This window comes from Mycolicibacterium duvalii, assembly GCF_010726645.1.
GTDB lineage: Bacteria > Actinomycetota > Actinomycetes > Mycobacteriales > Mycobacteriaceae > Mycobacterium > Mycobacterium duvalii.
The window spans coordinates 3,185,572-3,199,902 of record NZ_AP022563.1; the positions used below are offsets into that span (position 1 = coordinate 3,185,572).

16 protein-coding genes and 2 pseudogenes are annotated in these 14,331 nt (G+C 65.7%); 7 read left to right on the forward strand and 11 right to left on the reverse strand.

The features are described 5' to 3' along the window. Both G6N31_RS14985 and G6N31_RS14990 read left to right on the forward strand, forming a co-directional pair. Positions 1-1,461, forward strand: a complete 1,461-nt coding sequence (locus G6N31_RS14985; protein WP_098002356.1) for an aldehyde dehydrogenase — start codon at positions 1-3, stop codon at positions 1,459-1,461. Positions 1,462-1,480: 19 nt separating this feature from the next. Then, entirely contained in the window at positions 1,481-2,614 is a 1,134-nt protein-coding gene (locus tag G6N31_RS14990; protein WP_098002355.1) for an NDMA-dependent alcohol dehydrogenase, read from the forward strand. Between the two features lie 5 nt (positions 2,615-2,619). Here G6N31_RS14990 and G6N31_RS14995 read toward each other — a convergent pair whose 3' ends face one another. After that, positions 2,620-3,720 carry a Gfo/Idh/MocA family protein gene (locus G6N31_RS14995; RefSeq protein ID WP_069412398.1) on the reverse strand — a complete coding sequence of 367 codons (1,101 nt, stop codon included), beginning with the start codon at positions 3,718-3,720 and terminating at the stop codon, positions 2,620-2,622. 168 nt (positions 3,721-3,888) lie between these two features. On the opposite strand from G6N31_RS14995, the gene G6N31_RS15000 reads away from it, so the two are divergent. The 4 genes from G6N31_RS15000 to G6N31_RS15015 are packed head-to-tail and all read left to right on the forward strand — an operon-like array spanning position 3,889 to position 7,308. Then, entirely contained in the window at positions 3,889-5,160 is a 1,272-nt protein-coding gene (locus tag G6N31_RS15000; RefSeq protein ID WP_069412399.1) for a cytochrome P450, read from the forward strand. After that, complete coding sequence (locus G6N31_RS15005) at positions 5,157-5,960, forward strand: enoyl-CoA hydratase/isomerase family protein (protein ID WP_098002354.1); 804 nt, start codon at positions 5,157-5,159, stop codon at positions 5,958-5,960. Before G6N31_RS15000 ends, G6N31_RS15005 begins: the two co-directional genes overlap by 4 nt. A 5-nt stretch (positions 5,961-5,965) precedes the next feature. Further along, complete coding sequence (locus G6N31_RS15010; protein ID WP_098002353.1) at positions 5,966-6,388, forward strand: Zn-ribbon domain-containing OB-fold protein; 423 nt, start codon at positions 5,966-5,968, stop codon at positions 6,386-6,388. Further along, positions 6,385-7,308, forward strand: coding sequence for an SDR family NAD(P)-dependent oxidoreductase (locus G6N31_RS15015; RefSeq protein WP_069412402.1), 924 nt, complete (start codon positions 6,385-6,387; stop codon positions 7,306-7,308). Before G6N31_RS15010 ends, G6N31_RS15015 begins: the two co-directional genes overlap by 4 nt. A gap of 36 nt (positions 7,309-7,344) precedes the next feature. Here the strand turns inward: G6N31_RS15015 and G6N31_RS15020 are convergent, their stop codons facing one another. The 4 genes and pseudogenes from G6N31_RS15020 to G6N31_RS15035 all read right to left on the reverse strand — a co-directional run bounded on the left by G6N31_RS15020 (position 7,345) and on the right by G6N31_RS15035 (position 10,016). Continuing rightward, complete coding sequence (locus tag G6N31_RS15020; RefSeq protein ID WP_098002352.1) at positions 7,345-7,623, reverse strand: cytochrome C oxidase subunit IV family protein; 279 nt, start codon at positions 7,621-7,623, stop codon at positions 7,345-7,347. Next, positions 7,623-8,119: pseudogene (locus tag G6N31_RS15025) on the reverse strand (cytochrome c oxidase subunit 3). Before G6N31_RS15025 ends, G6N31_RS15020 begins: the two are co-directional and overlap by 1 nt. Positions 8,120-8,202: 83 nt before the next feature. Next, entirely contained in the window at positions 8,203-8,922 is a 720-nt protein-coding gene (locus G6N31_RS15030; RefSeq protein WP_179964186.1) for a hypothetical protein, read from the reverse strand. Between the two features lie 35 nt (positions 8,923-8,957). Then, a complete protein-coding gene (locus G6N31_RS15035) occupies positions 8,958-10,016 on the reverse strand; it encodes a TIGR03857 family LLM class F420-dependent oxidoreductase (RefSeq protein ID WP_069412404.1) in 1,059 nt (352 codons plus the stop codon). Between the two features lie 319 nt (positions 10,017-10,335). Between G6N31_RS15035 and G6N31_RS15040 the strand changes: the two genes are divergently transcribed. Further along, positions 10,336-11,145: a phosphotransferase family protein gene (locus G6N31_RS15040; RefSeq protein WP_234815211.1), complete on the forward strand. Its 810-nt coding sequence runs from the start codon at positions 10,336-10,338 to the stop codon at positions 11,143-11,145. Positions 11,146-11,211: 66 nt separating this feature from the next. On the opposite strand, the gene G6N31_RS15045 is transcribed toward G6N31_RS15040, so the two are convergent. The 6 genes and pseudogenes from G6N31_RS15045 to G6N31_RS15065 form a co-directional block, all read right to left on the reverse strand. Next, positions 11,212-12,036 carry a mycofactocin-coupled SDR family oxidoreductase gene (locus tag G6N31_RS15045; RefSeq protein ID WP_098002350.1) on the reverse strand — a complete coding sequence of 275 codons (825 nt, stop codon included), beginning with the start codon at positions 12,034-12,036 and terminating at the stop codon, positions 11,212-11,214. Continuing rightward, entirely contained in the window at positions 12,033-12,872 is an 840-nt protein-coding gene (locus tag G6N31_RS15050) for an NAD(P)-dependent oxidoreductase (protein WP_098002349.1), read from the reverse strand. The genes G6N31_RS15045 and G6N31_RS15050 overlap by 4 nt, the downstream gene beginning before the upstream one ends. Next, on the reverse strand, positions 12,872-13,102 hold the full coding sequence (locus tag G6N31_RS27480) for a cytochrome P450 (RefSeq protein ID WP_234815204.1): 231 nt from the start codon (positions 13,100-13,102) through the stop codon (positions 12,872-12,874). The genes G6N31_RS15050 and G6N31_RS27480 overlap by 1 nt, the downstream gene beginning before the upstream one ends. Before the next feature lie 5 nt (positions 13,103-13,107). After that, positions 13,108-13,569, reverse strand: a complete 462-nt coding sequence (locus tag G6N31_RS15055) for a cytochrome P450 family protein (protein WP_234815203.1) — start codon at positions 13,567-13,569, stop codon at positions 13,108-13,110. A gap of 176 nt (positions 13,570-13,745) precedes the next feature. Beyond that, positions 13,746-14,065: pseudogene (locus tag G6N31_RS15060) on the reverse strand (SDR family oxidoreductase); the annotation flags it as partial. A 56-nt stretch (positions 14,066-14,121) separates the two neighbouring features. After that, a complete protein-coding gene (locus G6N31_RS15065; protein WP_069412409.1) occupies positions 14,122-14,331 on the reverse strand; it encodes a hypothetical protein in 210 nt (69 codons plus the stop codon).

A 14,331-nucleotide genomic window follows, 5' to 3' on the forward strand; every position in this document is an offset into this window, starting at 1 on the left:
ATGACATTGCTGCCAGAATCGGTGCCCATGGTCGAGTTGGCGGCGAGCTACGTAGCGGGAAAGTGGGCTGCAGGTGCACTCGCGGAAACTGTGGAGGTGACGTCACCGGCTACGGGCCAAGTGGTGGGTGCGATCGGCGTGGCGGGCGCCGAAGAGGTTGATGCCGCTGTCGCCGCCGCGCGTGCAGCGTTGGCGACGTGGAGGCAGGTCTCCCCCGCCGACCGGGGCGCCGCGCTGGGCAGGCTCGCCGACGCGTTGACTGCCCGCAAGGGCGAACTGGCCGATCTGGCCACGGCGGAGATCGGCTCGCCGCGGTCGTGGAGCACCTTCGGGCAGGTCCTCACCGCCACCGGCGTATTGAAGGCCTATGCCGCGATCGCACCCGAGTATCCGTTCACCGCCACCCGCCCCTCGATGACGGGTGGAACCGTGGAGGTACGCCAGGTGCCCGTCGGTGTCGTGGGGGCGATCGTCCCGTGGAACACCCCGCTGTTCATCGCCGCTCTCAAACTCGGCCCCGCCTTGGCGGCCGGCTGCACGGTGGTGCTCAAACCCGCTCCGGACGCACCACTGGCCTTCGGCGTGCTGATGGAGGCGATCGAGCAGGCCGGCATCCCTGACGGTGTGGTCAACGTCGTCAACGGAGGCACCTCGACCGGCGAGCTGCTCGTCGAGCATCCGGGGGTCGACAAAATCAGCTTCACCGGATCTACGACGGTGGGCGCCAAGATAGGCGCGGCGTGTGGCACCAGAGTGCGACGCTGCAGCACCGAACTCGGAGGCAAGTCGGCGGCCATCGTGCTGCCCGACGCGCCGCTGGAACGGACGGTCAAGGGTCTGGTCGGCGGCGTGATGGGCAACAACGGTCAGTTGTGTGCCGCGCTGACGCGTATCCTATTGCCCCGCAGCCGATACGACGAGTTCGTGAGTGCGCTCCAGGTGGCCGTCGAAGCGCTGACCGTCGGAGACCCCGCGGACAGATCCACCGATATCGGTCCACTGATCAACGAAGCCGCTCGCGACAAGGCGGAAGGGTTCCTGCGGCGGGCACGGGACGAAGGAGCCACCCTGCTCGTCGGCGGCGAACGACCGAACCTGCCAGGATGGTTCGTCGCGCCCGCGCTGGTGGCGGCGACCAACGACATGGAGATCGCTCGCGAGGAGGTCTTCGGTCCGGTGGCCGTCGTCATAGCGTACGACGACAGCGAACCGGACGCAGAAGATGCGGTCAGCATTGCCAACGATTCCCGCTACGGCTTGGTGGGCGCGGTCTGGTCGGCCGACGAGCAACGGGCCGCTGAGGTGGCAGCACGACTTCAGGTCGGCTCGGTGGCGGTGAACTCGACCGCGGTCCTCGATTTCGGCAGTCCGTTCGGCGGATTCAAGCAATCAGGCATCGGTCGCGAGGGCGGCCCCGAGGGCCTCGCGGGCTTCGTCGAATATCAAGCCATCATCCGTTAGGCCGGAAGGAAATCACGGAATGCAGACACAGGCCGCCGTGCTGTTTGAGCGCAACACGCCATGGTCGATCGAGACCATCGAACTGGACCCGCCGAGGGCGACTGAGGTACTCGTCGAGCTGCATGCCTCGGGTATGTGCCATTCCGACGACCATCTCGTCACCGGCGACATGCCGATCCGGCTGCCCTGCATCGGCGGTCACGAGGGTGCAGGCGTCGTCAAGGCGGTCGGCGACCACGTGTCCTGGCTCGCCCCCGGCGACCACGTCGTGTTCAGCTTCATCCCGTCCTGCGGCCGGTGCCCGTCGTGCGCAACGGGCCATCAAAGCCTCTGCGACCTTGGCGCAAAGATCTACTCGGGCATGCAGATTCACGACGGAACCGCACGCCACCACCTCAACGGCGAGGATCTCGCACTGGCTTGTGGTATCGGATCGTTCGCGCACCACACCGTCGTTCACGAGGCGAGTTGCGTCAAGATCCCGGACCACTACCGGCTGGACCGGGCGTGCCTGCTGGGCTGCGGCTTCATCACGGGATGGGGATCGTCTGTCTATGCCGCCGACGTCCGACCGGGTGACACGGTTGCTGTTGCGGGCGTCGGTGGCATCGGCGCCGCGGCAGTGCAAGGTGCACGGCTGGCCGGCGCCCGCACGATCACCGTCATCGACCCGTCGGAGTACAAGCGGGAGGAGGCGCTCAAGATGGGCGCCACCCACACGGCAGCGGATTGGAAAGAGGCGAAAGGTGTTGTTGCCGAGGCGACTTGGGACCGCGGGGTGGACAAGTTCATCTGCGCGATGGGCGTCGGTGATGGTCAACTCATCGGGCAGGCGCTGGCAATGACGGCCAAACGCGGCAAGCTGGTGGTCACCAATATCCACCCGATGTTGGAACGCGAGATCCGAGCGAACCTGATGGATCTCACGCTCACCGAGAAGCAGATCGTCGGGACCCTATACGGCTCGGGCAATCCACGGGCGGACATCCCGAAGATCCTGGAGCTCTCCAGTGCCGGACAGGTCGACCTGGATGCGATGGTCACCCGCACCTATCCCCTGACTAAGGTCAACGACGGCTACGCCGACATGCATGCCGGTGCCAATATCCGTGGCGTGCTCATCTATCCGCCCGCCGAGGCAGCGCTGGGCTGAACCGCTCACGCCTTGGCGTGTACCGGTTCCCATCCACCGCCCTGGGCGGAGCGGTGCGCTGCGTCGATCACCGCGAGTGACACCAGCCCGTCCTCGAACGTGGCCGCGGTACTCGGCTCGCCGTCGAAGGCGGGCAGCCAGTCCTCGAGCATGAGTGCCATCGCCCGACTGGCATGGCCGGCCAGGCCGGTGGGCAGCCGGTCCGGGTGGGCGGGTTCACGCTCATCCACCTCCAACGGGGTCAATCCGTCATCGGTGGCCAGACCCGCCGAGTACCGTGCCGATCGAAGATCGCCGTCCCCGATGATCGTGCCGTCCGAGCCGAACACCTCGAGGCGGTAGTGGTCGGCGTGCGCACCCATCACCGAGACACTGAGCACCGCAGTCATGCCGGACGGCATCCGCATGAGCACAGCTGCGGTGTCATCTGCGGTGATTCGCAGGGTCTCGCCGTCGGCGAGGTGACGGACGGGGTCGCTGACGGTGACCTCGGCGCACACTTCCTCGGGCGCACCGAACAGGCTGCACACGAAGTCGAGGTCGTGCACCAGCATCCCGGCGAGGTAGCCGCCACCCTGTTCCCGGTCATACATCCAGCGCGCCTGCGGCGGATGGCTCGGGTGCCAGTACGACGCGCTGCGGCTCACCCGTGCCAGGTACTGGTCACCGAGGAACCCCGAACGCACCCGATCAGCAACAGCGAGCCAGTCCGGATTCCAGCGATTTTCGAAGCAGCATGCCGTCGGTACGCCGGCTGCCGCGGCGGCACGCACCATCTCGCGGGCCGCCTCCGGGTCGCCGGCAAGCGGCTTCTCGCACAGCACGGGTTTGCCCGCGGCGAGGGCGGCCAGCGTCATGTCGCGGTGCAGCACCGTCGGTGTAGCGACGGAGATCACGTCGAGGTCGTCCCGCTGGACGAACGACTCCCAGTCTGTCGACGTCTCCTCGATCCCGAGCTTGGCCGAGACGCGCTCCAGACGATCCGGGGTGCGGGCGCAGAGCGCAACGGGCTCGAAGCCCGCCGCCGCCCGGAAACCTGGCACCTGTACGTGCGCGCCCCACCCCACACCGATGATGCCGACTCTTAGCGGGGTGCGGTCCGTCATGTGCCCTCCTCGGCTGTCCTTTGTCGATCGCTTCTTGGCGGACTCGACCACTAGTGACACTAATGTTAGATATCGCTGCGGATCAAGGAGGGGAAAACCGCGCAATCCCCTCAACTTACGCCTACCCGACATTGCCTATAAGTGACATGAGTGCCAGAATCTAGAGCTGTGAGCGCGATCGACGTCGACGAGCAACAGTTCGCACCATTGATCGACCTGCGGTGGTGGCAGGAACATCCCGCAGAACGCGCGGAGATTTACCGGCGCCTGCGGGACGCTGGCCCGGTCTTCGTGCGCACCAACCGGCCCGATGCTCCCCGCGCCCGCGGCTTCTGGGCGGTCGGCGCGCACCGCGATGTGGTCGACATCAGCCGACGAGCCGACGAGTTCTGCTCCGGGCACGGTACCCAGATCTTCGATCAGACCGCCGAGATGCGCGAATACCGCGGGTCCATCATCGACATGGACGACCCCGAGCACATGCGGCTTCGCAAGATCGTCTCCCGCGGATTCACCCCGCGCATTCTCGCCGAGATGCGTGGCTTGGTGGAGGAGACAACCGCAGAGATCCTGGACGAGATGCCCCGCACCGGGAAGTGCGACTTCGTCTCAGCGTTCGCCACGCTGCTTCCGCTGCGCATCATCGACAACATGCTCGGGGTGCCGCGGGAGCACGAGCAGTTCATCGTCCATGCCACCAACGTCGTACTCGGCGCCTCAGATCCGGAGTACGTACCCGATCAGACCGCGGCGGGCATCGGGGCGGCGGTCTCCGAGGCCAGCGAGCGGCTCATCGAACTGCTCAGGAGTATCGCCGAAGACCGCATCGCCCGGCCGCGTAACGACGTGATCAGCAAGCTCGTCACCTCCGACGAGGAGAATTTGACGCCGCAAGAACTGGCGAAGTTTTTCATCTTGCTGATCGGCGCGGGCAACGAGACCACCCGCAACGCGCTCACGCATGGCCTGCAGATCCTCAGCGCGCATCCGGACCAGCGCGAACGGCTGCTGGCGGACTACGACGAGTTGGCACCGACTGCCGTCGAGGAGATTCTGCGGTATGCGAGTCCTGTGATCCACATGCGCCGCACCGTAACCCGCGACGGTGTGACGCTGACAGACGCGGACGGGCAGGTGACACACACCTTCGCCGCCGGCGACAAAGTAGTCGTCTGGTATCCGGCCGCCAATCGCGACCCCGCGGTATTCGCCGACCCCGAGGCGTTCGACATCGCACGAAAGCCGAACAACCACATCGCCTTCGGGGGACCCGGCCCTCACTATTGCCTCGGCGCCCACCTCGCCCGCTTGGAATTGAAAGTGGCCTTCGAGATGCTCTACGACCGCTACCCCGACATCAGCGCTGCCGGCGAGCCGGTCATGCTGAGATCCAACTTCGTCAACGGCATCAAACACCTCGAGGCAACCTACACACCATGAACACCACTGCGGCCGTGCTATCCGACACCACCGATGGCATCCTCACAATCACCCTCAATCGGCCAGAGGCCGCGAACGCGGTCCGGCCCGACGACCGCGACACGATCATCGCGCTGCTGGCCGCCGCCGCGGACGACGAGAAAGTACGCGCGGTGGTGTTGCGCGCCAACGGAAAACACTTCTGCTCGGGCGCTGACGTGGCTTCGCTGGCGGACCGGCGGGCGCGGGGCGAGAAGCGAGTGCTGGAGCCGACGCGACGCATCATGAACGGGGCCCAGAAATTGGTTGCCAGCGTGTTGGATTGCCACAAGCCGGTGATCGCCGCGGTGCAGGGTGCTGCGACAGGTCTGGGGGCCCACGTTGTCTATGCGTCCGATCTCGTGGTCGCCACCGAAAATTCCTATTTCGCTGAGTCATTCGTCAAGCGTGGGCTGGTCGTCGACGGTGGCGGGTGCTACCTGCTGCCTCGAAGGATCGGCATGCAGAAGGCAAAAGAGATGGCCTTCTTCGGAGAGCGCCTGACGGCAGCCGAAGCGTTGGCACTCGGTCTGGTGAACCGCGTGGTCGCCCCGGCCGAGTTGGACGCGGCGGTGGCCGACTTCGCCGGACGGCTGGCGGCGGCACCGACGAGCGCCATCGCGTTCACCAAGCGACTGCTCAACGACTCCCCCGACACCGATCGGTCCGGGGCGTTCGTCGCCGAGGCGATGGCCCAGGAGATCCAGTCCTACTCACATGACTCGAAAGAGGGTGTGCAGGCGTTCATCGACAAGCGCCAGACCGAGTTCACCGGGTGGTGAAGTAGATGGCGCGCGCGGATATCCCGGTCATCGACCAGGTCAGCGAGCCGTATTGGGCCGCGGCGCGGCAGGGTCGCCTGCTGATCGCCAAGTGCCGGCCGTGCGGCCGGGTACATCACTACCCGCGGCCGTTCTGCCCCCACTGCTGGAGCGACGACGTCCACCCGGTTCAGGCCAGCGGAACCGGAATCCTGTACACGTATTCGACGGTGTACGTGAATGATCTGACTCCGTTCAGCGAGCGACTGCCCTACGTGGCCGCGATCGTCGAGCTGCCCGAGGGCCCGCGGCTGATGACCGCCATCGAGGGCGTCGAACCCGAGCGCCTCCGGGTCGGAATGCCCGTCACCGCGATTTTCCGGCCCGTCGACGAGACAGATCCCGACAGCCCGTATCTCACGATGTTCACCCCAAGAGAGGACTCATGACCGGACTACTCGACGGCAAGGTCGCCCTGGTGACCGGCGCCGGGCATGGCATCGGCCGTGGCCACGCACTCGAACTGGCCAAGCATGGCGCGACGGTGATCGTCAATGACCTTGGCACGACCCTTTCCGGCGAGGGCACCGGCAAGGTCGCCGACGAGGTCGTCTCGATCATCGAGAGCCGCGGTGGCAGGGCGGTGTCCGACTTCAGCGACGTGGGCGACGAGCAGCAGGTAGACCTTGCCGTGGAACGCGCCTACTCGCAGCTGGGAAGGGTTGACATCGTGGTCAACAACGCGGGCATCGTGCGCGACAAGGCGATATGGAACATGACGGCCGACGACTTCGACCTGGTGATGCGGGTGCACGTGCGCGGCAGCTGGTTGACCAGCCGCGCGGTCGCGCGGAAGTGGCGCGCGGAATCCAAGGAATCCGGCGCAAAAGTCTATGGCCGCATCATCAACACCACCTCGGGCGCCGGCCTGCACGGCCACTTCGGTCAGACGAACTACAGCACCGCGAAGTCGGCGATCGTGGGCCTGACCCAGACGCTCAGTCTCGAGCTCGCATCGATCGGCGCCACCGTGAACGCCATCAGTCCTGGTGGACGCACGCGCATGTCCGCGTCCATGCCGGGAGCAGAGGCGGCCATCGAGCCCGACGAGCGCGCCGAGGACGAGTTCGATCCCAAGGACCCGTCGCTGGGCTCTCCCGTGGTGGCGTGGCTCGCCAGTCCCGAAGCCGGCCATGTCAGCGGTCAGGTGATCCGGGCCATGGGCGAGCATCTGCAGCTGCTCAAGGGCTGGCATCCGGTGACGTCGGTCTCCAACGGCCAAAAGCGATGGGATGCAAATAAACTCGGTGCCATCATGGCCACCGACGTGTTCGGGACCCGTAACACCGGTCTGCGACTGGGCGGCTGACGCGCTGCCGGACGTTGCACAGACGGTCACAGACGGTCACAGAAACAGGTATAGCGCGGACAGCAAGGCCCACAGCGCCACGCAATATCCCTCGAATGCGATCCGCAGAGGCTTTGGAGCGTTTCGCAGTTCCATGAAGTCGAGCCCGACGAGCCGTATCTTGATCGCGGCGATCCCAAGGATGACGACCGCCATCGCCGAACCGGTGCCATGGTCGGCGCCCAGAGCGAAGGACACCACCGTCGCTGCGATCAACACCAGCCAGGACACGTCCGCGCGGCCACGGACGAAGGCCAATACGGAGGGGCCCGGCATCACGACACCAGGTACAGCAGTGGAAACAGCACGATCCACAGCAGGTCGACGAGGTGCCAGAAACAAGCCCCGCCCTCCACGACGGCCATCCGCGTTGGTCCGAGTTCGTGCCGCCGCGTCTGGGTGAGCAGGAATGTCAGCACCGCCATACCGATACAGACGTGAAGCAGATGTATACCGGTGAGGACGAAGTAGTACAGGTAGAAGTGATTGGCGATGACCGCGTGTCCACCGGTCACCAACGAGTAGTACTCGAAGGTCTTGAGGGCGATGAACACTCCGCCATTGCCGCCACGGTGGCCGAGCGCGCGATGTGCCGGGCTCCCGACCGCAGCGCACGCAACGTGATGACCACGAGCAGTGAACTCGTCAGCAGTACCAGCGTGTTGGTGAACCCAACCCCGAGGTGCAACGTCTTGCGCGCGAGGTCGAACTGTTCGGGGTTGTTGGCCCGCTCGACCATGAAGGTGGCGAAAAACCCGCCGAATACCAGCATGTCGCCGAACAGGAACACCCACGTGCCGCTCTCACCGGGCACGCGCCGCGCCGGCGTCGCGGTCAGCGAGGATGCATGAACTGTCACGAAGCCACGAGGGTGGGGGATCGCTCGGCGGCCTGCTCCGCACTGATCGAGCGGAGCAGCACCAGGGTCACCGCGATCATCCAGACACTGAACGCCACCAACGGAATCCAGAACGCGAAGACGCCGTTCCACGCCAGCGGCCCGCTGTTGAAGACCATCACCGCGCCGCCGGGCAGCGCGAGCAGGGCGTACCAGGCGTTGAGGTAGCCGAACCACCGCGGGAACGTCCCCGGTGTCGTGCGGTCGACGAACGACGCGGTCGTGAGCACCACGGCCTGCACGACGAGGGTTCCCACGATGCCGACGAACATCAACCAGAAGACGTCGTTGAGCGCCTGCGTGATCTGGGGATCACGCTCTTCGGGCCGAAACGCTGCGGTGGCCATCACCATCATCGGGAACAGAAAGCCCGGCACGAAGATGACGCCACCGAAGATCTGGGTCACCGACAGCACACCCCACTTGCCTTCGACCCGTCGCACCCGCAGGCAGATCGTGGCCAACCACGGCAGCGCGAGGCATGCAGCGAGCAGGCTGAACGCCAGGCCGACTCGCACCCGGAGCTTGTTGGCAACCAGAAAGTCGGCGATGGACTGGGCGCTCGCGGTCGGCGAGAGCGGCGGGATGAGCTTGGCGATGAGCATGAAGAAGACGAAGAACAGCGCGAGCATGACGACCCCGCCCCACGCGGCGATGCGTTGGAGTTTCAAGTCCACGGGCGAAGTGGAGATCTAATCCGCTCAATGTTTAACTAGTTTGATGATCTGGCGTCGGCGCCGTTGAGCAGGGCGTCGAATCGGTCGGGCGTGCTGCCGTGCAGTACCAATTCGTCGGCACCGGCCTCGCGGAAGCGTTCGAACATCAGATGGCAGGATCGCGCCGACCCGACCGCCGCCGCCTCCGCCGTCCACGGCCTCGGTAAGGCGGAGGCGGCCTCGACGAGTTTCTCGCGAGTGAGCACCGAGTCCGCGGAACCCCTGACACCGGCGAGTAGCGGGTGACTTCGCAACCTGCTCAATGGTTCCGGATCCCACCCGTTGACTGCCGCCAACCGCTCGCCGAATCCGGGAATCTGGTAGTACGTCACCGCCCGAGCGTCCACTACAGCGAGCTCCTCCTCGGCCGGCAGCTCGCACGCGACCACGACGGTGGCGTACACCCGCACACTGCCCACCGGGCGGCCCGCTGCGCGCTCGGCGTCCCGGACGCGCCGTACCGAACGCTCGACGGCGGCGGGGGTCAGGAACGGATGCAGCAGCACCCCGTCGAAGTGGCGACCCGCGAGCCCCAGGCCCTTGGGTCCGATCGCCGCGAAGACCACAGGAGGGACCGGCTGATCCGGTATGTCATTGAGCCGCAACGACGGGTACCTGCCCGCGGGTCCGTCGTAGCTGACCTTCTCACCCCGGCACAGCCGGCGGAAGATGTCAGCGTGGTCGACGATCGACGCGTTCGTGGAACGAGGTAGCCCCACCGCCGCCCACATCGCGTCGACCGAGCGTCCGACGCCGAGCATGAATCGTCCGCCCGACAGCGCCTGAGCCGTCATTGCCAGCGACGCCAGCAGTGCGGGATGCCGGGACTGGAGATGGGTGATGCCCGAGGCGATCCGGATCCTCGAGGTGGCTTGGCTGACCGCGCCTGCGATCACCCCGAGATCCTTGGTCCCCCATCGCTCGCTGAGCCATACGGTGTGCAGATCGAGACGCTCGGCGGCCTTCGCCTGGTTGACGACGACCGCGGGGTCGGCGACGCGTCCGGGGAGCACGTAAGCGCCGAGCGCTATGCCGCTGAGCTGTCTGCCGTTCATCCCGCTATTCTGACAGTAGTGTTCAGTTCCGCGAAGGGGGACGATGGTTTACACATCTTCGCGCGGCCAATTCGGTAGTCGGACGAGCGACATTCTGCGGACCTGGCTGCCGCCGAGCATCGCGCCCGATGGCACAACCGACTTCGAGATCTCCGAGTTCACCGCCCCACCGGCCGGCTACTCAGGGAAGACAGCGTTCTTCACTGCCTCGTGGAAGGACCCGGACGGCGAAAGCCACAGCGCTGATCTGGTGCTGCGCGCACAGGCTGACGACCACCAGCTGTTCACGACGCCCGACGCACCGCGCCAGGCCGAGGTGATGAAACGTCTCGCCGCACATGGAATTCCGGTGCCGGACGTCGTCGGTATCGAAGGCGACGCTTCGATTCTGGGATCGCCGTTCTATCTGATGCGACGGGTGCGAGGTCGAACGCCGTCCGACGTTCCCAGTTGGCACAAGCGAGGCTGGACCGTCGAACTGTCCCCCGTCGAGCGAGGGCTGCTGTGCGACAACGGGTTGCAGGCGCTGGTGTCGCTTCACCGCATCGACGACCCCGACACGCTGGCGTTCTTCCGTGGCGGGACCGATCCGAGTAGGACAGCGCTGCAGCGCTACCTCGACAAACTGCGCGGCTGGTACGAGTGGTGCCGTGCTGATATGCAGGTAGGCGGCGCCACATTGGCCGAGGCGCTGCGCGTCATCGTGGATGCGGCACCCGACACAGACGCGGAGACTGTGGTCTGGGGCGACGCGCGGGTGGGGAACATCAGCTTCGGTGATGACCTCTCGGTCGTCGCGTTGTTCGACTGGGAGACCGCGGGCACCGGGCCACCGGACATCGACGTCGGTTGGTGGCTGATGTTCGAGCGCTTTCTGTGCGAAGCACTGGGGTTCACCCGCCTGCCCGGTATTCCGGACGACGACGAGATCGTCAGGCGCTACCTCGAATTCGGTGGGACCCTCACCGGCGACATCGCCTACTACCAGCTGATAGCCGCCATTGTTCTGTCGCTGATCAACAATCGGCTCGCCCGCCTGCTAGAGCGTGACGGCTTAGATGTGGTGACGGCTCAAAGTTATCCCCGCATGTCGGTCGGACTGGTCGAGCACTATCTCGACCGGCTCTGAACCTTGGTCAGGCCAGTTCACTAGCCGCGGGTGGCGCCGCCCCGACCACGACGTGACCCTGGTGCGCTAGAACTGCGCCATGCCCTGGTCGACCGACAGCCGCGTTGCCGTCACGAAGCGTGACTCGTCGGACGCCAACCAACACACCGCGGCCGCGACGTCCTCCGGTTCGCACGCCCACTGCGGCAGGAACGGCGTACCCATGTTGTTCAGCGTGGGGTTGCTCTCAATCGCGGAGAACAACGCGGCGATCATGTCACCGCCACCCATCGGGGTGTTGACCGGTCCGGGATGGACACTGTTGACCCTGATTTCGTGCTTGCCCAGCTCGGCGGCGAAAGCCCTGGCCATTCCCGTCACCGCGTGCTTGCTGGCCGTGTAATGCACCATGTACGGCTGCACCTTGACGCCTGCGTAGGAGCTGATCAGAATGATCGAGCCGCCGCGGCCCCCTTCGATGATGCGGTGAGCACCCGCCATCACCGTGTTCCAGGTGCCCGTCACGTTGACGTCAATGATGTCGCGGAACGACTCCGGGGTGATCTCGTTCCATGGCGCAGGGACGCAAATTCCCGCATTGGCAACGATGATGTCCAGCCGCCCGAAGGCGTCGACTCCCTGATCGACGGCCGTCCGCAGTCCGTCGAGATCGCGGATGTCGGCCGCCGTGGCCGTTATTCGGCCCCCCGCAGCCTTGACTGCCCGCACCGTCTCGTCGAGATCGTCCGGTGTGGCCGACGGGTAGCGCACCCATTCGGGAAGCGGGCCTGCGATGTCGACGGCGATGACATCGGCCCCTTCGTGTGCCATCCGGACCGCATGGGCACGTCCCTGCCCCCTGGCAGCACCGGTGATGAACGCGACCTTGCCCGCCAGCCGTCCCGTCGTCAACGTGTTCCCTCCCGCGTCGTGTCGACCGCATCGAGTGATAACGGCCCTTCCCGTACGGCCATCCCCAGAAGCCCGAGGTCGACCCCCGCTTCGATGGCGGCCTCACGGCACGCGGCAACGTCTTTACGCAGGAAGTGACCGGCCATTTCCTCGAAGCGTTCCATCCCACCGATGCGGTGTGCGTGAGCCGCCACATGGCTGCGGGCGCTGCACACCTGCAACGTCGACAACAACGCGGTCGGTTCGACACCCAGCTGGCCGCCCAGTTCCGTTGCTGCTGCGAGCAGTTGAGCGTTCGCCGCGAACAACAGATTGTTGACGAGCTTGATGGCCAACGCACTGCCGAGTTCCCCGGTGGGCACCACAGGTTCGGCGTAGGCGGACAGCACGGGTGTCACCCTGGCAACGGCGTCGGCAGGTCCACCGAGGAGCACGGTCAACGTGCCCGCATCGATGTTCTCGACGGTCCCACTGACCGGCCCATCGAGGATCACCGGCCCAGCCGGGGAGGACTCCTGCAAGGCCTGCAAGGTGGCCATCGTGCCGGTGGTGTGGGACACGAACACCGATCCTGGCTTCGCGTTGGCGATGAAACCTTCCGGGCCGAGGCCCGTTTCGCGCAGTTGCGCGTCAGCGTACAGGCAGGCGATGAGGATGTCGCTGCCGCGCGCCAACTCTGCCACGGAGCCTGCCGGCGTGGCGCCCCGGTCCACCAGCCGGCTCCGCACGTCGTCGCGCCGGGCGTACACCAGCACGTCGTGGTCCGCCGCGAGCAGGCGCGCCACCATGGGTTCGCCGAGTTGGCCGGCCCCGAGAAACCCCACAGTTCCGGCCATCAGGCGCTCCCTGTGCGCTCCGTGCGCGGCCCGCTCACGTCAGCCACGTCAGCGGCAGCGACGGCATCCGGGTCGCGGTTCTCGCGGCGCTGTCGAATGAGGCCGGAGAAGTAACCCATCACGTGCGTCATGTCCTCGAGCCGCGCGGCGTTGGCTTCCCCTCCCACGCCCGTTTGATGCAGGATCTTGTCCTCCCAGGCCATGAACTGCTCGAGATCCTCGACGGGCACGCCCATTATCGTGAGGAAGACTGTCGACGGGAACACGCGCGAGTCCGTTCGACGAAGTCGCACCCGCCGTCGCTGACGAGCTGGTCGACGAATTCCGCCGCCAGCTTCTGCTGCGCCTCGCGGAGGCCCTTGACGCGGCCGGGCGAGAAGTATTCCGCCAGTACCTGCCCCCACTTGGCATGGTCGGGCGGGTCGATCATGATCGGAATCCACTTGTACGGCCGCTCCGGGTCGGTCGGCATGATGAAGCTGCTCGACCACTTGTCCGGGTGCTGCAAACCATCGAGGATCACCGCGTTGACGGTGAATACCCAATACTCGACGCCGGCCTCCCGGTTCCGGAAGGCCGGCCGCGCGTCATCCTGGCACTCGTCCGGCAGGCGGAAGTGCGTCAGCGCGGGCGAGTCTGGCGTGTTCGACTCCAGGTCCTTGACGGGACATGTTGCGCCTGCCTGACTCTCGCTCATGAGATCCTTCCGGTTGACGGCGACCGAGCACGTACTCGAATCAGCAGCGTCTTGTCATGCTACGACAGTCCACTGTCATAGTTGATCGAAACCGGGCAGCCGATCACACTCCACTCATCCAACTAGGTTAACTACGTGTTGGGCGAGTGCGATACTGCTCGCGCTCCTCAGGATTGTCAGCGAACGGGGAAGCCGGCATTCAGCGCCCGGGTGATGCCGGTGATGAACTTGGCCTCGTCGGACACCAGGAAGGCCACTGCGTTCGTGATGTCCGCCGGCATGAGGATCTGGATGGGCAGCGCATGCTGCATCGAGGACAGTCCGGGGTCGTTGGCTTCAACCATTGTGGCCATGGCGTCGTTCATGACCATCCCGGTCGCCACGCCGGTCGGGTGAATCGTATTGACCCATTGCAGTACTGCGCCAGTTGATTTGCAAGCGCCTGCATCGACCCGACCAGGCCACGCTTCATGGCCGGGGTATCCTGCCCGCCTGCGGCTCAGGTGATGACGGCGACTTCGCCGTTCAAATTCCCCACGCGCGGGCTCCTATTCAGCGTGACGTACTTCCGGTGTGAATGCGGGCCAGCCGCAAGCCTTCCTGCGGATCATCGACCTCGATGTCCCAGTTGTCGCATGAGCACGTGCACCGATAGTGCCCGTTCTCGGGCAGGATCGCTTGACCGTCACACGACCCGCCGGTATTCGCAATGCTGGTGAGGAACTCCAGAGGCTTCTCGTGCAGAGCACTGTCGTCGGACAT